Source organism: Kitasatospora sp. NPDC050463, assembly GCF_040655255.1.
Taxonomy (GTDB): Bacteria; Actinomycetota; Actinomycetes; order Streptomycetales; family Streptomycetaceae; genus Kitasatospora.
Genome location: NZ_JBFAJO010000013.1, coordinates 115844 through 135885, shown reverse-complemented (window position 1 = coordinate 135885; position 20042 = coordinate 115844). Strand labels below are relative to the sequence as shown.

Here is a 20042-nt window from a genome sequence, read left to right as displayed (position 1 = left end):
ACCGATGAGAGGAAGCCAATGATGACGACACCTCAGATTGAATCGGGCCAGTTCAGTGACGTGATCCCCGGAGTGGTCGACGGGACGGTCACCGCCACGCTCGACGCGGAGGGCAACGTCTCCCTCCACGTCCTGGTCGGCCGGCACGGCCGGAACTCCGAGCGGTGCGACCACATCGAGTTCATCCTCACCGAGGAGAACGCCCGGCAGCTGGGCGCGATGCTGACCACCGCCACCGCCACCGCCGCCCGGACCGGTCCGGTGCCCTGCTCGGTGGGCGTCCGGCTGAACTCCCCCTTCAGCGGGACCGAAGCGGACCTCGCCTCCGCCGGTCCGTCGGCGCGTTGAGCTACGCGCTGACGGCCTCCCAGGTCGTTCGCATGCTCGGCGACTGGCGGGCGGCCGGGCCGGCCTACGCGGACCTGGCGGAGGCGTTCCAGGTGCTGATCTCCGACGGCAGGCTGCCGGCGGGGGCCCGCCTCCCCGCCGAGCGGACCTTCGCCGCCCAGTGCGGGCTCAGCCGCAACACCGTCACGGCGGCCTACCGGATCCTGCGCGAGCGGGGGTTCCTGGCCAGCGACCGCGGCGCGGGCTCGTTCGTCCGACTGCCGGAACCCGGCCGACGGACCCGGGCCCCGTACTCCCTGGCGGCCCGCGGCGCCGGGTCGATCGACCTGGCGGTCGCCTCGCTGCCCGCCCCCGAGGCCGTCCTCGGCGCCGCGACCAGGCTGGCCGCCGGCGACCTCGGCCGGTACTCGCACCTGCTCGGCTACGACGTCGCGGGCGTGGCCGACCTGCGCCGGGTGATCGCCGAGGACTTCACCCGCCGGGGCGCCGCGACCGACCCCGGCCAGATCCTGGTCACCGCGGGCGCCGACCACGCGCTCGGCCTGATCATCCGCCTGCTGTCCCGCCCGGGCGAGGCGCTGATGACCGACAGTCCGACGTACCCCAACGTCATCGACCTGACCAGGGCGCTGGGCCGCCGGCTGCTGACCGTGGGCCTCGGCGCGGACGGCTGGAACACCGACGTCTGGAAGTCCGCACTGCGCCAGGAGGCACCGCGGCTGGCCTACCTGATGCCGGACTTCCACAACCCGACCGGCCTGGTGATGCCGGACTCCGCGCGGTCCGCGATCGTCGACGCCTCGCGCCGCTCCGGTACCTACCTGGTGGTCGACGAGGCGCTGCGCGACCTCGCGCTCGACGGCGAGGAGCTGCCCCCGCCGATGGCCTCCTACTCGACGCCCGATCACGTCATCACCATCGGCACCATGAGCAAGACCTGCTGGGCCGGCCTGCGGGTGGGCTGGATCCGCGCGTCCAAGCCGGTGATCGCCCGGCTGATCGGGCTGCGCAACCTCGTCGACACCGGCAACTCGCTGCTCACCCAGCTCATCGGGCTGCGGGTGCTGGAGTCCGCGGACAGCCTGCTGCGGGAGCGGCGGGAACTGCTGCTGGAACGCCGCCGGGTGCTGGTGAACCTGCTGGCGCGGGACTTCCCCGACTGGCGGTTCTCCCTGCCGCACGGCGGACTCTCGCTCTGGGTGGACCTCGGGGCCCGGCTGGGCTCGCCACTGGCGCAGGCGGCGGGCCGGCGCGGGCTGGAGATCCTCTCCGGCGGCCGGTTCGGCGTGGACGGCACGTTGGAGAGCCACATCCGGATCCCGTTCGTCGCCGACGAGCGGACGCTGGTCGCGGGCTGCGAGCGCCTCGCGGAGGCCTGGCGGGAGGTCGTGCTGAGCAGCCGGGGGAGCCGGCGGGCGCAGGCGGCGGCCTGATGCCGGCGGGCCGCCGTCACGGCGCCAGCGCCAGCGGCGCCCCGCCCGCCGGCGCCGGCGCGCTCGGCAGTTCGCGCATCCGCCGCAGCGGCGAGAGGAGGACCGGCAGGACGGCGAAGAGCTCGCCGATGACGCCCACCCACATCGCCTGCCGGACGCCCAGGCTCTGTCCCAGCACGCCGCCGATCAGCGCGCCCAGGGGCATCGCGCCCCAGACCAGGAAGCGCACCGTCGCCGTCATCCGGCCCAGCAGCGGCTTCGGGCAGAGCTGCTGGCGGAACGCGACCCCGGTGATCTTGAAGGTCATGAAGACCACCCAGCCCAGGGCCTGGAGCGCCAGGGCGACCGCGAACCGCCAGTCGGCCTGGTACATCGGCAGGGCCAGCAGCCACAGCACGGCGCTGGTGATCATCGCCGCGCACATCGCCGGCCCCTGGCCGAACCTGGTCACGATCCGCACCGTGACCAGGCTCCCGATCAGGCCGCCCACGGCCTCCGCGGTGAACACCAGCCCGCACAGGAACGGCGACAGGTGGAGCTCGCCGGCCAGCAGCACCAGCAGCATCGAGGCGCCGATCGTGCCGCACATGTTGGAGATCGCCGCGGTGAGGGTGATCGACCGCAGCAGCCGGTCGCCGAAGACGAACCGCAGCCCCTCGCCGATCTCGGCCCGCAGGCTCGCGTCCGGACGGATCCGCGGCCGCTCCTCGGGCCGTCTGATCCGGCTCACGAAGAGCGCCGAGAGGACGAAGCTCACCGCGTCGACCACGATCGCCACCGGCGCGGTCAGTGCCCCGACCAGCACCCCGCCCGCACCCGGCCCGCCGACCTGGATCGTGCTGCGGCTGGCCTCGATCTTGACGTTGGCCTCCACCAGCTGCCCGTCCTCCACCAGATGGGGCAGGTAGCTGCCGTGCGCCGCGTCGAAGAACGCGGTGCAGACCGACATCCCGAAGGCCACACCGTACAGCTGGAGGAGCGTCAGGCAGTCCAGCCAGGAGGCGATCGGGACGGAGGCGAGCAGCGCGGCCCGGCCCAGGTCGCCGAGGACCATCACACGCCGCCGGCGCACCCGGTCCACCCAGGCACCGGCCGGCAGGCCGATGAGCAGGAAGGCCAGGTACTCGAAGGTCACCAGCAGGCCCGCCTGGAAGGGCGTGGCGTGGAGCGTGCCGATCGCGACGAGCGGAAGGGCGATGAGCGTGACGGCCGTTCCCGCCTGGCTCACCGAGTCGGCCGCCCAGAACCGACGGAAGTCGGTATGGCGGAAGAGACTGGTGCGAGGCGCTGTCATGGCCGCCAACACCACCACCCTGGAGCCGGAACGGCCATTGTTTTAGTCTGGGCGAAAACCTCGCAGGCGGGCGGAGGACGAGGCCATGGGTGAACTGCGGTTCGGCGTGCACGACATCGTCAACATCAGGTTCGCGATCTCCCCGCTCTGGGAGACGGTCGCCAGCCTCCGGGCGGTTGCCGACCCGGGCCGGCACGTCGTCCACCTCCCCTGGATCAGACGGGCTCTGGCGCTGCGGCAGGACCGCGGCCTGACCGTCCGTACGGCGCCGCTCAGCGCCCTGCTGCTGCCGCTGCACGACGACGGGCCGGCCTTCCTGACGCCGTCTCCGCGCTGCCCGCTGGCCGAGATCGAGGAGGAGCTCGCGATCCTGCTGGCCACCCCGGCCGAGGAGGTGCGGGCCGGTCTCGGCGCCGCCTGCCCGGTGCAGCCCCGGTCGCCGTTCGGGCGTCGGATCGCCGAGGACCCGGAGCGGGCGCTGCCCGAGCTGGCCGACGCCGTGCACGCCTGGTGGCTGGCGGCGGTCAAGCCGCACTGGCCGCGGATCCGCGCCGTGCTGGAGGCGGACATCGCCCACCGCACCCGCCAGCTCGCCGAGGACGGCATCCAGCAGGTGCTGGGCGGCCTCCACCCGAGCCTGCACTGGGCGGGGGACCGCCTGGTCTCGCCGGACCTCCCGGCCGCCGGGCTGGACCTGGGCGGGGCGGGGATCACCCTCACCCCCAGCGCCTTCGCGGGCCGGTTCCACCTGCTGCCCGGCCACCGGTCGTGCCCGCCCGGCGCGGTCTACCCGTCCCGGGCGCTCGGGGTGCTCTGGGAGCGCCGGGAGAGCGCGGGCGACGGCCTGGCCCGCCTGCTCGGCCGCAGCCGGGCCCAGCTGTTGGCCTGCACCAGCTCGCCGACCACGACCACGCAGCTGGCCGCCCGCACCGGACTCAGCCTGGGCGCGGTCTCCCAGCACCTCGCGGTGCTGCGCGACGCCGGGCTGGTGACCAGCCACCGGTACCGGCGCGAGGTGAATTACACGGTCAGTGACCTGGGGACGGCCCTGTTGCAGCAGACGTAGTTCCGGGCGGTATCGCGTTGACAGACCGACCGGCCGCCCAGCATGCTCCTCTGGTGTCCCAATCGAGCCCGGCGCCCAAAAAGAGCCTGATTTCCCACCACGATTTCCGGCAACTCTGGGCCGGCCAGTCCATCAGCCAGATCGGCTCGGCGGTGACGTTGCTCGCCCTGCCGTATCTGGCGATCAAAGAGCTGGACGCCACGCCTTTCCAGGTGACACTGCTCACGATGTTCCAGTACCTCGCCTTCCTGCTGCTCGGCCTTCCGGCCGGTGCCTGGGTCGATCGAATGCGGCACCGCCGGGTGATGATCGTGGGCGATGTGGGCCGCGCGATTCTGCTCGGCTCCATTCCGGTCGCCCACGCCTTCGACGCGCTCACGCTGACCCAGCTCTACGCCGTCACCTTCGGCACCTCGGTGCTCACCCTCTTCTTCGACGTGGCCTATCAGAGCGTGCTGCCCTCGCTGGTGGCCGACGAGCAGCTCGTCGAGGGGAACGCCAAGCTGGAGGCGACCCGCAAGGTCGCCGAAGTCGGTGGGCCCGGCCTGGCCGGCGCGGTGATCAACGTCCTCAGCGCACCGCTGGCCATCGCGGTCAACTCGGTCAGCTTCCTGGGCTCCGCGCTGTTCCTGACCCGCATCCGCCGGCCCGAGCGGCGGGCGGAGCCCCGCACCGACGGCAACCTGCGCAAGGAGATGGGCGAGGGCCTGCGCTTCGTGCTCGGCCACCCGATCCTGCGGCCGATCGCCGCCACGGCGACGATCTCCAACCTGTGGGGCACCATCGGCATCTCGCTGCTGGTGGTGCTGCTGGCGGACACCCTGCACCTGTCGGCGCTGCTCGTCGGCCTGGTCTTCAGCGCCGCGGCGGTGGGCGGCATCGCCGGCGCGGTGCTGGCGGAGCGGGTCGTCGCCCGGCTGGGCCAGGGGCCGGCGATCTGGATCTGCATGGTCGCCAGCACGGTCTGCTGGTTCCTCGCCCTGCCGCTCTACCAGGACGACTGGCGGCTCGCCCTCGGCATCGTGCTGCACGGCCTGGGCTGGATCCCGTTCATCATCTACAACGTCACCCAGGTCAGCTTCCGGCAGCGGGTGACCCCCAAGCACCTGATGGCCCGGATGAACGCCACGATCCGGTTCATGGTCTGGGGCGTGGTGCCGATCGGCGCGCTCCTCGCCGGGGTGCTGGCCGAGAACTACGGGGTCCGGGCCGCGATGTGGGTGGGTGTGGTCGGCGAGCTCTTCGCCGTCCTGCCGGTCGTGATCTCGCCGCTGCGCTCCATGCGGGAGCTCCCGACCGCGCCGGAGGACGAGCTCGTGGCGGCTCCCGCCACCGTGTGACCTCCGCTTCCGTCCGGCCGTCGCCCCCGGGGCCGCGGCGGCCCCCGCTATTCGCACACTGTTTCTCCGGCCGCGCGTTTCGGCGGTGCCCGATTTAACCCGTCGGCTGTTTCTCCGACGCTCCGGTAATTCCTCGGCCCGTGGCCGGCTCGTTCCACCGAGCCGGCCACGGGCCTTTTCGCACGCCGGGCGGCCGGAGCCATGGTGCCAAGCATGATGAATTGGCACTGTCCGAGCACCGCGCCGGTTGCTAGCGTCCTTATCGACGGGGAATGCGCCATTGAGCCGCACATTCGGAGCAGTATGTGGCGCCTCCCTGGCATGGCAGCGCATTGGTACTAGGAGGAAACAAGTGGCAGCGGAAACCCTGGACCGCGAGAAGCTGGAAAACCTCGCGGCCGAGCTGATGGAGAAGCAGTTCCAGCGCGTTCCCAAGATGCGCGAGCTGCACGCCGGCGAGTGGACGGACCGGGACTTCTACATCCGTCACATCACCGAGACCGTGCTTCGCATCCGTCTGAACAACGAGGTCGACACCTACGCCCTCTTCAAGGTCGGTTCGAAGGACGACACCCTCGCCGCCCACCTCGCCAAGTACCTGGCGGAGGAGTTCGGTCACGAGAGCATGTTCACCCGTGACCTCTTCAAGTTCGGTCTGACCCAGGAGGACATCGACACCACCGATGTCTTCCCGGCGACCAAGAAGCTGATGGGCTACCTGCGTCTCGAGGCCGACTCGCGTGGCCCGGCGCCCACGACGGTCTGGGACTGGCTGGTCGAGTGGTACTCGGACCGCTACAACCCCACCATCACGAACAAGGCCGCCGAGGACTTCGGCCGCGAGTTCGTCGCGGGCACCGCGACCCACATCGAGTTCGACGAGTCGCACGACCACGACGAGCTGATGTTCCGTACGGTCGCCCGCGCGGTCGAGGTGTTCGGCACCCCGAGGCAGGCGTACCAGGACCTCGCGACCTTCGTGGAGCTCATCGGTGACTACTTCGCCGAGCTCTACGAGCTGACCGTGGGCAGCAAGCAGCCCGCCGGGGTCTGAGTGAGAACGGCACGGGCGCGGCCACCCGCCGCGCCCGTGCCGGCCGCCCCTGATCATGTCGCGCACCCGTCCGTGAGGGTTGAACACTGATGTCTGAACAACTGCCCGCCCCGCGCGGGCGCGTCCTGATCGTCGAGCCGAGCTCGTCAGGGGTCGCCCTGCTCGCGGAGGCGCACGCGCTCGGGTTCGAGACCGTCGTGGCGTCGGCGGACGTCGACGACCGTCGCCTCCCGGACGCGGCCCGCGCCCACGTCGACCGGCTGGTCGTGGTGGACACCAACGACGAGCAGGCGCTGGCCGAGGCCGCCGCCGCACTCCACGCCGAGCGCCCGCTGGCGGGCATCGTGCCCGGGTTCGAGTTCTACGTGGACACCGTGGCCCGGCTGGCCCCGGCCCTGGGCCTGCCCGGTCTGCGCGCCGACACCGCGCGGGGGCTGCGCAACAAGGCCACCATGCGCCGGCTCGTCGAGGCGGCGGGGCTGCGGGTGCCGCGGCACGCCGAGGCCACCGACGAGCAGGAGCTGCTCGCCGCCGCGGCCCACGTCGGCTACCCGGCGGTCCTCAAGCCCACCGAGTCCGCGGGCAGCATCCACGTCAGTCGGGTCGACTCGCCCGAGCAGCTCCTCGCCGCCTTCCGCAGCCTGCGCGCCGACCACCGGACCGACCTCGGCCGGGTGCTCGACGGCCCGGTGCTGCTGGAGGAGTACCTGGACGGTCCCGAGGTCAGCGTCGAGGGGTACGTCGAGGACGGCCGCGCCGTCGTCCTGGCCGTCACCACCAAGATGCTCGGCCCGGAGCCCTACTTCGTGGAGCTCGGCCAGATCATGCCGCACCCGGCGGCCCCGGAGGCCAAGGCGGCCATCGACGCCTACGTGGCCGGCGTCTGCGAGGCGCTGGGCGTCACCCGGGGGCCGTTCCACTGCGAGCTGCGGCTGCCGGCGGGGGAGCCGGTCCTGATCGAGCTCGGTGCCCGGCTGGCCGGCCACCGCATCCCGAACCTGGTGGAGGCCGTCACCGGGGTCTCCCAGGTGCGGATCATGCTCGCCGGCTACACCGGTCTGACCGCCGAGGAGGTGGGTGCCGAGTCGGCGCCGACCGCCAAGTACGTGGGCATCGCCTGCTTCACGGCCTACGGGCTGACGCAGTACCAGGACGTCGAGGGTCTGGACGAGTTGCGCGCCCATCCGGACACCCTGGAGGTGCAGCTCTACGTCCGGCCGGGGGAGCCGATCCCGCCGGCCGAGGACTTCCGCTGCTTCCTCGGCCACGTGGTCTACACGGCCGAGTCGTACGAGGACGCCGCGACGCGTTGGCACGCCGTCCGGGACGAGGTGCGCTTTGTCTAGTCGAGAGATCCCGCAGTACCTGGTCATCAACCGGTTCGACGACGAGTTCGGCGAGTACCACCGGTTCGTCGAGCCGGGCAGCTGCCGGCTGGCGTACATCACGCTGCCCTGCGGCCTGCCGATCCTGGACGAGGAGAGCGCCCTCGACCTCGTCGTGGTCGACGACCTGGAGATCGGGACCCTGCTGCCCGTCGCCCGGCGGCTCGCCGAGCTGCACGGCGGCTTCGACGCCGTCGTGGGCCCCTCGGAGTACGACGTGCTCTCCACCGCGCAGCTGCGGGTGGAGCTCGGAGTCCCCGGCTGGGACCCGGAGTTCGTGACCGCCTTCCGCGACAAGGCCCGGATGAAGGACATCGTCGGCGGTGCGGGGCTGCGGGTGCCGCGGTTCTGCCGGCTGGACGCCGGCAGCACCGCCGCCGGGATCGCGGCCGAGGTCGGGTTGCCGCTGATCCTCAAGCCCCGGGCCGGCTGGTCGGCGCGCGGCGTGGTGCTCGTCCGCGACGAGGCCGAGCTGGCCGCGCTGCTGGTCGAGCAGGGCGAGGAGCTCGACGGCTACGAGTGCGAGGAGTACGTCGAGGGCGCGATCCTGCACGTGGACGGGATCCGCCGGGGCGGCAAGTTCCACTTCGTCAGCGCGTCGGAGTACATCAACACCTGCCTGGACTTCCTGACCGGCACCCCGCTCGGGTCGGTCCTGCTCGACCCCGGGCCCCGGCTGGACCGGGTCACCGAGTTCGCCGGCGGCTGCCTGGACGCCCTGGACCTCGTCGACGGCCCGTTCCACCTGGAGCTGTTCGACACGGCCGGCGGGGAACTGGTCTTCCTGGAGGTCGGCCTGCGCCCGGGCGGCGCGGAGGTGCCCTTCGTGCACCGGGACCTCTTCGGCATCGACCTGTTCGCCGAGGCGTTCCGGGCCACCATCGGCCTGCCGCCGGCGGTGGCGGCCGAGGCGCTGCCCGTCGGGGTCGCCGGCGGCTGGGTCAGCATTCCCGAACCGCGGCCGTACCCCAGCACGGTGGTGTCCCGCACCTCGCTGCTGGACACCGTGGACGAGGTGTACGCGGAGGTCGTCCCCGAGGTCGGCACCGTCTTCGACGGCACCGGCGGGTACGAGCACATCGGCGGCCGGTTCCGGCTGCGCGGCACCGACCACGCCGCCGTGCGGCGCGCGGCGCTCGCGGTGATGGACCGCTACCGGCTGGTGGTCGAGCACGAGGGGCCGGCCGCCCGATGACCTCTGCTCTCACCAGCCCGGTCGGGATCCTGATCGCCCGGGGCGGGCCGGACATCGACGAGGTGAAGATCCGCCGGGCCACCGCCGCCCAGCTGGCGGCGGTCGGCGAGCTGACCCGCTCGGCGGGCGCCGCCCTGCCGGACCGGCCGGAGGACTTCCACGCGGAGCGGATCGAGGAGTTCTGCCTGATCGAGCAGCTCGGCACGGTGGTCGCCTGCGTCGGTGTCCACCGCACCGGCGACGGCGCCGAGTTGTACGACCTGGCGGTGGCGCCGGCCAAGCGGGGCATCGGCCTCGGGCGGCTGCTGGTGGCCGCCGTGCTGCTGATGCTCAGCGGCGAGCCGGTGACGGAGGTCCGGGTGGAGCCGGGCGGGGCACGGGAGTGGTTCACCGCGCTCGGCTTCACCGAGGCGTCGCCGACCGTCCTGCGCCGGGACACCGCCGGCGGCTACGACGCGCTGGAGACCCTGGGGCGGATCGCCGATCTCCAGATCGAGTTCCAGCGCTCGGGCAAGACGCTGCGCTGGGAGCCGTCCTCCACAGCGCTGCTGATGTTCGCCCAACGCGGCGGCCTGAAGCCCGAGTCGCTCTGCTGGGCCGGCGTGTGCGGGACGTGCGCCGTCCGGATCAAGCGCGGCACCGTCAGCTACAACACCGACCCGGGGGTCGACCCCGAGGACGACGAGGTGCTGCTCTGCATCACCCGGCCGGTCACCGACCTGGTGCTGGATCTCTGAGCGGGCCGGCGCGGGGGCGCCGGCCCGAGGTGGTAGTGGCGGGACGCCGGCTCGGGGGGCCGGCGCCCCGCCGACGGCAGTGCGGGACTCGAGTACGGAACCGAGTGCGGAGAACGTGATGACGGAGAACCGACGATGACCAACCGTGTGACCGAGGCGTACAACGCCGCCTGCAAGATCCCGGGCAACGGCCTGGTCGACGTCATGCGGACGCTGGCGGCCAACCCGGCGATCCCGACCTGGAAGCGCCCCTACCCGCCGCGCCCCAACTTCGTCGAGGAGCGCGAGATCCGTGCCTTCGCCGACGACCTGATGGCCCTGCTGGGGATGCTCACCACGCTGCCCGACCGGCTCTTCGACGGCGACCTGGACCGCTTCCTCGACGCCGTCGGCGTCCGCGGCGCCCGCGCCGAGCTGATGCGCCGCCACGCGCACCAGACCCCGGTGGTCTTCGGCCGCGCCGACGTCTACCACGACGGCGACGCCTTCAAGCTGCTGGAGTTCGGCATCGGCAGCGACCTCGGCGGCTGGGACTGGGCCGGCGAGGTGCCGCGCGGCCTGCTGGAGATCGACGCCTTCGCGACGTTCGCCGCCGAGCACGGCCTGGGCTACGTGCACACCGGCCGGGAGACGGTGCGCACCATCAAGGAGGCCGCCAAGGTCATCGCGGGCGACCGCGAGCCGGTCGTCGCGATCATCGAGGGCCCGGGCGGGCTCGACACCTTCGGGGCGGCCACCTGGTACAACGTGCACCGCGTCATGCGCGGCCTCGGCCTGGACCTCCACCTCGGCGAGCTGGACGACCTGGAGGTCAAGGACGGCCGGCTGGTGCTGGACGGCCACGTCATCGACGTGGTGTGGCGCGCCTTCGACACCGACCAGCTGCTGGAGGACCCGGCGTTCGTCGAGCTGGCCGAGCCGGTCTTCCGGGCCCACGAGGCCGGCAAGGTGCTGCTCTGGCACACCCTGCAGAGCAACCTCTTCGGCGAGAAGGGCTGCATGGCCCTGCTCTCCGACCCGTACTACGCCATCGGCTTCACGGCCGAGGAGCGCGGCGTCATCGACCGCGTACTGCCCTGGACGAGGTCCCTCCAGCGCGCGGAGGACCTGCTGGTCCCCGGTCGCCTGGACGACCTGATGGCGCGCCGCGACACCCTGATCCTCAAGCCCAACAACCTGTTCGGCGGGCACGGCGTGGTCGCCGGCTGGGAGACGGCCGAGGACGCCTGGCGGACCGCCCTCACCGAGGGCGCGGCCGCGGGCTGCGTGGTGCAGGAGCGGGTCGTCCCGCGCACGGAGTTCATGGTCGACCCGGCGACCGGCGAGGAGAAGCCCTGGCAGACCCTCTGGGGCGTCTTCTACCAGCCGGACGGCTACGCCGGCGCCCAGGCCCGGGTCGTCCCGGCCGGTTCCACCGAGGTCATCGGGCACCGCTCCATCGACCAGGTCCACACCGGTTCGGTGCTGACGTACTGAGCCGTCCGCGCCGAACCGCCGTACACAATCAGGATGGGTGAAGTGAGAACGTCGGAAGACCACGGAATGTCACACGTCATCGTGATGAACCGTTGGAAGGACACCTACGCCGACTACGCCGCCTACATCGACCACACGCGGTGTGCCGTCACGTACATCACCAGCCCGCTCGGGCGCGGAGCCGTCCCCGAGGGCGCGGCCGAGATCGTGACCCTGGACGACATCCAGGACCTCGCGCAGCTGCGCGCCGCCGTCCTGGGCCTCGCCGAGCGCCACGGCGCCCCGGACCGCCTCATCACGCTGAAGGAGGAGGACCTGGAGAACGCCGCCATCGTCCGGGCCGAGCTCGGGCTCCCCGGCATGCGGCTCGACGAGGTCCTCGCGTTCCGCGACAAGGTGGTCATGGGCGAGCGGATCGCCGCCGCCGGCCTGCCGATCCCGGCCTTCGCCGCGGTGTCCGAGGCCGAGGACATCACCGCCTTCGCCGCCGAGCACGGCTGGGACCTCGTGGTGAAGCCGCGCGACGGCAGCGGCAGTGCGGGCGTCGTGGTGATCTCCGGCCCGGAGGACCTGGCGCGCGTCGAGTTCGGCCGCTGGAAGCTCATGGTGCAGGTGCGCAACCCGCACCTGATCTGCCACGTGGACGGCATCTTCGACGGCGAGCGGCTGCTGGTCTGGCGCGGCTCGCGCTACGTCAACACCTGCCTCGACTTCGCCCACGGCACCTTCTACGGCTCCATCGAGGAGGCCGACCCGGAGCTGCACCGGATCATCGGAGAGGCCACCGAGCGGTACATGCGCGCGCTGACCGACCGGGCGACCCCGTTCCACCTGGAGCTGTTCCTGGAGGAGACCGAGTCCGGCGCCACCTGCTCCTTCCTGGAGACCGGTGCCCGGGTCGGCGGCGCGGAGACGCCGTTCCTCTGGCGCGAGGTGCACGGGTACGACCTGATGAAGGCGGCGTTCCACCTCCAGCTCGGGGTGCCGCTCCAGGAGGGCATCGACTGGGCCGCGCAGGACGTCGCCGGCTTCCTGGTGGTCCCGGCGCCCGCGCCCCGGCCGTGCCGCTTCACCCAGATCACCTCGATGGTCGGCCGGACCCCGGGCCCGTACGCCGAGTCGCTGGCCAAGGTGGGCGACGTCCTGCCGGTCGCGCACGGCTACGAGCACGTCGGCGGCCGCTTCCGGTTCCGCGGCGCCACCGCCGATGAGGTCCTGGAGTCGATCACCGAGACGTTCAAGGGCTACACCGTCGCGGCGGAGACGGTGGAAGCCGCCGCGGTGTGACGGTGGCCCGGGAGCCCGGAGTCCGGATCTCCAACAGCCGTGGCCCGCACATGTCGAGACGGCCTGTCAGGAAGGCCCCGACCTGCGTACCGTGACCGTGGCGAACGGCCGTGGGCCACCCCCCACGGCCGGATCCGAGACCGAGACCCGTGCCCGAGCACCGCGGAAGGACCACCACCTCATGCCCCCAGCGACCACTACGACGGGCCGTGCTCGCAAGGCACTTCCGGGCACCTACGGCGCCGCCGCCCTCGCCGTCGGCGCGATGATCTGCGTCCAGTCCGGCGCCGCGGTGTCCACCTGGATGTTCCCGACGGCCGGGCCGCTCGGCACCGCCTCGCTGCGGCTGGCCTTCGCGGCCGCGATCATGCTGATCTGGGCCCGGCCGCGACTGCGCGGCCGCAGCCGGCAGGACCTCCTGCTCGCGGCGGCGCTCGGCACGGTGAGCGCGGTGATGACGATCTGCTACTTCGAGGCCATCGACCGGATCCCGCTCGGGGTCTCCAGCGCGCTGGAGTTCCTCGGGCCGCTCGCCGTGGCGGTCGCCGGTCTGCGCCGCCGGATCGACGTGATCTGGCCGCTGCTCGCGGTCTGCGGCGTGCTCGCGCTCACCCAGCCGTGGAACGGCTCGGTCGATCTCGTCGGGCTGGCCTTCGGCGCCGCCTCCGGTGCGGCGCTCGGCGGCTACGTGGTCTTCACCCAGCGCGTCGGCGACCGGTTCTCCGGTGTCGACGGGGTGGCCATCTCGCTGTCCGTGGCGGCCGTGGTCGCCGCGCCGTTCGGGCTGGTGCACGCCGTGCCGGTGCTCACCCCGGGCATCCTGCTCGGCGCGGCCGGGGCGGCGGTGCTGCTGCCGGTCCTGCCGTACGTCCTGGAGATGCTCGCGCTGCGCAAGCTCACCACGGCCGCGTTCGGGACGCTGCTGAGCTTCGAGCCGGGCTTCGCCACGCTGATCGGCTTCGTGCTGCTGCACCAGACCATGAGCCTGCTCCAACTCGCGGGCGTGGTCTGCGTGGTCGCGGCCAGCCTCGGTGCCGTGCGCCGCGGCGAGCGGGTGCCCGAGCAGCCCGCCGAGCCCGTCCCGACCCCGGAGAAGGCCACCACCGGCTGACCCGCCCACCCACCGCGCGCGTCCACCCCGGGGTGGACGCGCGCGGTCGTCGTCACGGCCAGACCAGGCAGTACAGCTGGTGCCCGGCGTCGTGCAGCCGGTTCGCGAAGTCCTGCCACTCGTGCAGCATGCTGTAGATCACGAAGGCGTCCCGGGGGCCGCGCCGGTCGGGCACGGTGGACCAGATGAACGCGGCGGCGCCGAGCTCCGTCTCGTCGGCCTTGCGCAGCGGTTCGACGACGTTCTGCGGGAGCTGCACCACGGCGTAGTCGGGGTGCAGCACGACCAGCTCCAGCGGCGGGACCTGGTGCAGCGGTACGCCCTGGATGCCGGTGAGGACCATGGCGCTCATGGTCTCCGGCTTGATCTTGGTGGAGAGGTGGCCGTTGGGCGAGCCGCTCGTCTCCATCAGGTCGCCGAGCCGCCCCAGCGAGCCGAGCTCGCCCGCGTCCAGACCGAGCCCTCCGGGGCCGAGCGCGGTGGGGACTCTGGCGGCGGTGGCGCGGTCGGGTGCGCCGAAGTACTTGTACGTCACCCCCACGCGTCCCTCACCCCGCCTCTCACGACCGCGACCGCCACGCCCCGTACCCGCTCCCGTACCCCCGCGTGCGGCCTCGGCGGGGCGGCGGGGGCCACCCGCGGCCTCGTCGTAGCCGTCCTGCGCCTCGGACACTCGGACCATCCTCACCGGAATTCGCCGGAATCGACAGACCCCCGCACGTCCGGCGTCCCACCGGACGTGCTCCTTACCCGTCATGCGCCGCCGTACCCAGTCGCGGCACGCGGCAGTCCTCTTCACACCCCTGAAATACCCGGAGCTCCTGCACACCCGGAGTCCACAGTCTGACTGGTCCGTGCAGCCGGCGTCGCCAGGGGCCCCGTTGTACGGATAACCGTACAGACTTCGTCGCCCGGATCATCGTTCCAGATGATGAGGTCCGACATGCAGAGGTGAAGGACACGATTTGAGACCATGTCTCCCGTGAGCTACCCCTACGAAGCCCCCCAGTCCCAGTCGCTCTTCGACCGCGCCTCGGTCGTCACGCCCGGCGGCGTGAACTCCCCGGTGCGCGCCTTCCGCGCGGTCGGCGGTACGCCGCGCTTCATGGTGTCCGGCACCGGCCCCTACCTCACCGACGCCGACGGCCGCGAGTACGTCGACCTGGTGTGCTCGTGGGGCCCGATGATCCTCGGCCACGCGCACCCCGCGGTGATCGACGCCGTGCAGCGGGCCGTCGCGCACGGCACCTCCTTCGGCACCCCCGGCCAGGGCGAGGTCGAGCTGGCGGAGGAAATCGTCGCCCGGGTCGCCCCGGTCGAGCAGGTCCGCCTGGTCTCCTCGGGCACCGAGGCGACCATGTCGGCGATCCGGCTGGCCCGCGGCTTCACCGGCCGGGCCAAGATCGTGAAGTTCGCCGGCTGCTACCACGGGCACGTCGACGCGCTGCTGGCCGCCGCCGGGTCCGGCGTCGCGACCTTCGGCCTGCCGGACACCCCGGGCGTCACCGGCGCCCAGGCCGGCGACACCATCGTGCTGCCGTACAACGACCTGGCCGCGGTCGAGCAGGCCTTCCGGGCGCACCCGGGCGAGATCGCCTGCGTGATCACCGAGGCCTCGCCCGGCAACATGGGCGTCGTCCCGCCGCTGCCCGGCTTCAACGGCGGCCTGGCCCGGCTCTGCCGGGAGAACGGCGCGCTGTTCATCTCGGACGAGGTGATGACCGGCTTCCGGGTCTCCAAGGCGGGCTGGTACGGCCTGGAGGCGGCGAACGAGGGCTGGGCGCCGGACCTGCTCACCTTCGGCAAGGTGATGGGCGGCGGCTTCCCGGCGGCGGCCTTCGGCGGTCGCGCCGACGTGATGGGCCACCTGGCCCCGGCCGGCCCGGTCTACCAGGCCGGCACCCTCTCCGGGAACCCGATCGCCACCGCGGCCGGTCTGGCCCAGCTGCGCGGCTGCACCGACGAGGTGTACGCGACGGTGGACCGGGTCTCCGCCGAGGTGTCGACGATGGTCTCCGACGCGCTGGCCAAGGAGGGCGTGGCGCACCGGCTGCAGACCGCCGGGAACATGTTCTCGGTGTTCTTCACCGAGGCAGCCGTGACCAACTACGACGAGGCACGGACCCAGGAGGCGTTCCGCTTCAACGCCTTCTTCCACGCGATGCTCGCCGAGGGCGTCTACCTCCCGCCGTCCGCCTTCGAGTCCTGGTTCGTCTCGGCGTCCCACGACGAGCGGGCGGTCGAGCGGATCGCCGCCGCACTGCCGGCCGCCGCCCGCGCGGCCGCCGAGGCCCAGCCCGCGTAGCCGCGGCCAATCCCCAGGAGTACTGAGAAGTGAGCGCCAACGAGACCACCGTCGTCCACCTGATGCGACACGGTGAGGTGCACAACCCGGAGGGCGTCCTGTACGGCCGCCTGCCCGGCTACCGGCTGTCCGAGCTGGGCCGGCAGATGGCCGACCGGGTGGCCGAGGACCTGGCCGGCCGGGACATCACCCACGTGGTGGCGTCCCCGCTGGAGCGGGCACAGGAGACCGCCGCGCCGATCGCCACGTCGCACGGCCTGGACCTCGCGGTGGACGAGCGGCTGATCGAGGCCGACAACATCTTCCAGGGCAAGACCTTCGGGGTCGGCGACGGCTCGCTGAAGAACCCGGGCTACTGGAAGTACCTGACCAACCCGTTCAAGCCGTCCTGGGGCGAGCCGTACCTGGAGCAGGCGGTGCGGATGATGGGCGCGCTGGCCGCCGCCCGGGACGCCGCCCGCGGCCACGAGGCGGTCTGCGTCAGCCACCAGCTGCCGATCTGGATCGTGCGCTCCTTCGTGGAGCGGCGCCGGCTCTGGCACGACCCGCGCAACCGGCAGTGCTCGCTGGCCTCGCTGACCAGCTTCACCTACGAGGGCGACCGGATCGTCTCGGTCGGCTACCGCGAGCCGGCCCGTGACCTGCTGCCCGCGCACCTGGTCGGCAAGGGCGGCAGGAGCAAGCCGGTAGGTAAGAGCTTCGGCGCCTGACCGCCTTCGACCGGTCTGGTCCAGTCGCAGGTCAGAGGGGGTTCGACACGGAATGTCGGACCCCCCCGAACCTGTCCGGGACTCCATGCGAAACTTTTCACATGTCTGGCATGACGCGCCCCCGTCCCCGTCTCGCCGTAGCGGCAGCCGCCACCGCCGCCGCTGCCGCGTTCGTCCTCAACGGATGCTCCTCCTCCGGTTCGTCGGCCAGCGGTGACGGCCAGATCGGCTTCGTCTCGGCCAACGGAACCAACATCTCGAAGGCCGCGGTGGGGCACCGCCAGGACGCGCCGGACCTCTCCGGCAACACCCTGGAGGGCGCCCCGGTCAAGCTCTCGGACTACCGGGGCAAGGTCGTCGTCCTCAACGTCTGGGGCTCCTGGTGCGGGCCCTGCCGGGCCGAGGCGGACGACCTCCAGCGCGTCTGGGACAAGTACAAGGACCAGGGCGTCCAGTTCCTCGGCATCAACACCCGGGACCCGGAGCTCACCAACGCCGTCCGCTTCGAGCAGGAGCGGGGCGTCACCTACCCGAGCCTGTACGACCCGGCCGGCACCCAGCTGCTGAAGTTCCCCAAGGGCAGCCTCAACCCGCAGTCCGTGCCGACCACCATCGTGGTCGACCGGGACGGCAGGCTCGCCGCCCGGGCCATCGGCGGCCAGCTCGACGACGCCCTGGAGTCGATCATCCAGCCGGTGCTCGCGGAGCAGCAGCAGTGAGTGCCGTCGTCCGACTCGCCGACACCACCGGGACCATCCAGAGCGGGGCGCTGCTGGTGGCCGCGCCGATCGCGCTGGTGGCCGGTCTGGCCTCGTTCTTCTCGCCGTGCGTGCTGCCGCTGGTGCCCGGCTACCTGTCGTACGTCACCGGCTTCTCCGCCGCCGACCTCGCGGACGCGCGCGGGGCCCGGCGCGGCCGGATGCTGGCCGGGGCGCTGCTGTTCATCCTCGGCTTCACCGCCGTCTTCGTCTCCGGCGGCGCGCTGTTCGGCTACTTCGGCTCGACGCTGCAGGAGCACAAGCGGGTCATCTCGATCGTGCTCGGCTCGCTGACCATCGTGATGGGCCTGGCCTTCATGGGGCTGGTGCCCGGGCTGAGCATGCGTGAGCTGCGCTCGCACCGCCGCCCGGCGGTCGGCCTACTGGGCGCGCCGATGCTGGGCGTGGTCTTCGGCGTCGGCTGGACGCCCTGCCTCGGGCCGACCCTGTCCGCCGTCCAGAACCTGGCGCTCAACGAGGCCGACGCCGGTCGCGCCGCGCTGCTGATGACCGCCTACTGCCTGGGCCTGGGCGTACCGTTCGTCGTGGCCGCGGTGGCCTTCCGCCGGGCGCTGGGCGCCTTCGGCTGGGTCAAGCGGCACTACCCGCTCGTCATGCGGATCGGCGGCGGCATGCTCGTCGTGGTCGGTCTGCTGCTCGTCACCGGGGTCTGGGACTCGATGGTGAACGACATGCAGTCCTGGACCGCCGACTTCCAGATCGGAATCTGACCGTGAGCAAGACCACGACCGATACCGAGCTGCCCCCGCAGGCGGTCGAGGACGCGGCCGAGCGGCTGACCACCGCCCCGGTCGAGTCGGACGGCCCGACCGGCATGGGGGCGTTCGGCTGGCTGCGCTGGACGTGGCGCCAGCTGACCTCGATGCGGGTCGCGCTGATCCTGCTCTTCCTGCTCTCGCTGGCCGCCATCCCGGGCTCGCTGATCCCGCAGAACGGCCAGAACGAGTTCAAGGTCGAGACCTGGAAGGCCCAGCACACCACGGTCGCGCCGATCTACCAGAAGCTCCAGCTGTTCGACGTCTACAGCTCGGTCTGGTTCTCGGCGATCTACATCCTGCTGTTCGTCTCGCTGGCCGGCTGCATCGTCCCGCGCACCTGGCAGTTCGTCGGCGTGCTGCGCGCCCAGCCGCCCGCCGCGCCGCGCAACCTGACCCGGATGCCGGTCTACGCGGCCTGGCGCACCGGGGCGGACGCCGAGACGGTGAACACCGCCGCGCACCGGCTGCTGCGCCGGCGCCGGTTCCGGGCGGACCTGGCCGGTGGCGCGGTGGCCGCCGAGAAGGGCTACCTGCGCGAGGTCGGCAACCTGGTCTTCCACCTGTCGCTGTTCGCGCTGCTCGGCGGCTTCGCCTGGGCGAGCCTGGCCAGCGGCACCGGCGGCAAGCTGATGGTCGCCGGCGAGGGCTACTCCAACACGATCACCCAGCTCGACGACTTCACCGGCTCGCGGTTCTACGGCTCCCAGGACCTCGACCCGTTCTACCTGAAGCTGAACGACTTCACCTCGCGCTTCCAGACCAAGGGCGACCAGATCGGCGCCGCCCGCCAGTTCACCGCGAACGTCGAGTACTACGCGGGCAGCGACGCGGCGAAGCTGAAGCAGGGCGCGATCGAGGTGAACCACCCGCTGGAGATCGGCGCTAGCAAGGTCTACCTGATCGGCCACGGCTACGCCCCGGTGGTCACCGTGCGCAACGCCAAGGGCGACGTCGTCTACACCGGTGCGACGCCGTTCCTCCCGCAGGACGCCAACCTGACCTCCACCGGCGTCATCAAGGTCTCCGACTACGGCGACAAGGACGGCCGGCGGACCCAGATGGGCTTCTCCGGGTTCTTCCTGCCGACCGCCCCGGTGGCCTTCGACACGAACACCGGCCCGCGCTCGCTCTTCCCCGGCGACGCGGATCCGGCACTGGTGCTGAACGCCTTCGCGGGCGACCTCGGCACCGACTCCGGCCTGCCGCAGAACGTCTACCAGCTCAACACCAAGAACCTGACCCAGCTGCAGCAGGACGGCAAGATCGCCAAGGTCCGGCTGAAGCCGGGCCAGGCGTGGGAGCTGCCGGACGGCTACGGCAGCGTCACCTTCGAGGGCTACAAGCAGTGGGCGAGTTTCAACATCTCGCACCGCCCGGGCAACGCGATCGCCCTGGCCGGCGGGGTGCTGGCGATCCTCGGCCTGATCGGCTCGCTGTTCGTGCAGCGGCGCCGGATCTGGGTCCGGGCGGTGGCCCTGCCCGGCGGCGGCACCCTGGTCGAACTGGCCGGGCTGGGCCGCAGCGAGTCGGCGAAGATCGCCGAGGAGCTGGCCGAGCTGGCGGTGGACCTCCAGGACGACGCGCCCGCGACCGACGCGCCCGCGACCGACGCGCCCGCGACCGACGAGCCCGACACCCCCGGGCCCGAGACGCCCGAGCCCGACACCTCCGCCGCCCGTGAGACCGACGCGGCCGACGCGGCCGACGAGGCTCCGGCACCCGCAGACCCCGCAGTCCCTGCCGACCAGAACTCCAAGGAGTAGA

18 protein-coding genes are annotated in these 20042 nt (G+C 72.2%); 16 read left to right on the top strand and 2 right to left on the bottom strand.

What is annotated here, in order from left to right; genetic code table 11:
- Positions 1-21 precede the first annotated feature (21 nt).
- Positions 22-348, top strand: coding sequence for a hypothetical protein (locus tag AB0J08_RS11310; protein WP_360630562.1), 327 nt, complete (start codon positions 22-24; stop codon positions 346-348).
- Entirely contained in the window at positions 345-1781 is a 1437-nt protein-coding gene (locus AB0J08_RS11305) for a PLP-dependent aminotransferase family protein (RefSeq protein ID WP_360630559.1), read from the top strand. Before AB0J08_RS11310 ends, AB0J08_RS11305 begins: the two co-directional genes overlap by 4 nt.
- A 16-nt stretch (positions 1782-1797) precedes the next feature.
- Here the strand turns inward: AB0J08_RS11305 and AB0J08_RS11300 are convergent, their stop codons facing one another.
- Complete coding sequence (locus AB0J08_RS11300; protein WP_360630556.1) at positions 1798-3075, bottom strand: MFS transporter; 1278 nt, start codon at positions 3073-3075, stop codon at positions 1798-1800.
- An 85-nt stretch (positions 3076-3160) separates the two neighbouring features.
- Between AB0J08_RS11300 and AB0J08_RS11295 the strand changes: the two genes are divergently transcribed.
- The 9 genes from AB0J08_RS11295 to AB0J08_RS11255 all read left to right on the top strand — a co-directional run bounded on the left by AB0J08_RS11295 (position 3161) and on the right by AB0J08_RS11255 (position 13726).
- Positions 3161-4141 (top strand): ArsR family transcriptional regulator, encoded by a 981-nt coding sequence (locus AB0J08_RS11295; protein ID WP_360630553.1) that lies wholly within the window; start codon positions 3161-3163, stop codon positions 4139-4141.
- Between the two features lie 53 nt (positions 4142-4194).
- The gene (locus AB0J08_RS11290; protein ID WP_360630550.1) at positions 4195-5481 is read left to right on the top strand and encodes an MFS transporter; all 1287 of its coding nucleotides are present in this window, start codon (positions 4195-4197) and stop codon (positions 5479-5481) included.
- A gap of 352 nt (positions 5482-5833) precedes the next feature.
- Positions 5834-6535: a hypothetical protein gene (locus tag AB0J08_RS11285; protein ID WP_360630547.1), complete on the top strand. Its 702-nt coding sequence runs from the start codon at positions 5834-5836 to the stop codon at positions 6533-6535.
- Positions 6536-6624: 89 nt separating this feature from the next.
- Complete coding sequence (locus AB0J08_RS11280) at positions 6625-7881, top strand: ATP-grasp domain-containing protein (RefSeq protein WP_360630543.1); 1257 nt, start codon at positions 6625-6627, stop codon at positions 7879-7881.
- Positions 7874-9115: an ATP-grasp domain-containing protein gene (locus AB0J08_RS11275; RefSeq protein WP_360630540.1), complete on the top strand. Its 1242-nt coding sequence runs from the start codon at positions 7874-7876 to the stop codon at positions 9113-9115. Before AB0J08_RS11280 ends, AB0J08_RS11275 begins: the two co-directional genes overlap by 8 nt.
- Positions 9112-9852: a GNAT family N-acetyltransferase gene (locus AB0J08_RS11270; RefSeq protein ID WP_360630537.1), complete on the top strand. Its 741-nt coding sequence runs from the start codon at positions 9112-9114 to the stop codon at positions 9850-9852. The genes AB0J08_RS11275 and AB0J08_RS11270 overlap by 4 nt, the downstream gene beginning before the upstream one ends.
- A gap of 135 nt (positions 9853-9987) precedes the next feature.
- A complete protein-coding gene (locus tag AB0J08_RS11265) occupies positions 9988-11328 on the top strand; it encodes a hypothetical protein (protein ID WP_360630534.1) in 1341 nt (446 codons plus the stop codon).
- 66 nt (positions 11329-11394) lie between these two features.
- A complete protein-coding gene (locus AB0J08_RS11260) occupies positions 11395-12615 on the top strand; it encodes a biotin carboxylase (protein WP_360630531.1) in 1221 nt (406 codons plus the stop codon).
- Between the two features lie 181 nt (positions 12616-12796).
- Complete coding sequence (locus AB0J08_RS11255) at positions 12797-13726, top strand: EamA family transporter (protein ID WP_360630528.1); 930 nt, start codon at positions 12797-12799, stop codon at positions 13724-13726.
- A gap of 52 nt (positions 13727-13778) precedes the next feature.
- Here AB0J08_RS11255 and AB0J08_RS11250 read toward each other — a convergent pair whose 3' ends face one another.
- Complete coding sequence (locus tag AB0J08_RS11250) at positions 13779-14267, bottom strand: hypothetical protein (protein ID WP_218198242.1); 489 nt, start codon at positions 14265-14267, stop codon at positions 13779-13781.
- A gap of 432 nt (positions 14268-14699) precedes the next feature.
- Between AB0J08_RS11250 and hemL the strand changes: the two genes are divergently transcribed.
- From hemL to AB0J08_RS11225, 5 genes are all read left to right on the top strand, one after another.
- Complete coding sequence (hemL, locus tag AB0J08_RS11245; protein ID WP_360630525.1) at positions 14700-16031, top strand: glutamate-1-semialdehyde 2,1-aminomutase; 1332 nt, start codon at positions 14700-14702, stop codon at positions 16029-16031.
- A gap of 62 nt (positions 16032-16093) precedes the next feature.
- Positions 16094-16741: a histidine phosphatase family protein gene (locus AB0J08_RS11240; protein ID WP_360630634.1), complete on the top strand. Its 648-nt coding sequence runs from the start codon at positions 16094-16096 to the stop codon at positions 16739-16741.
- Positions 16742-16851: 110 nt separating this feature from the next.
- Positions 16852-17460 carry a TlpA disulfide reductase family protein gene (locus AB0J08_RS11235; protein ID WP_360630522.1) on the top strand — a complete coding sequence of 203 codons (609 nt, stop codon included), beginning with the start codon at positions 16852-16854 and terminating at the stop codon, positions 17458-17460.
- Positions 17457-18230 carry a cytochrome c biogenesis protein CcdA gene (locus tag AB0J08_RS11230; protein ID WP_360630519.1) on the top strand — a complete coding sequence of 258 codons (774 nt, stop codon included), beginning with the start codon at positions 17457-17459 and terminating at the stop codon, positions 18228-18230. The genes AB0J08_RS11235 and AB0J08_RS11230 overlap by 4 nt, the downstream gene beginning before the upstream one ends.
- Before the next feature lie 2 nt (positions 18231-18232).
- Positions 18233-20041, top strand: a complete 1809-nt coding sequence (locus AB0J08_RS11225) for a cytochrome c biogenesis protein ResB (protein WP_360630516.1) — start codon at positions 18233-18235, stop codon at positions 20039-20041.
- Position 20042 lies beyond the last annotated feature (1 nt).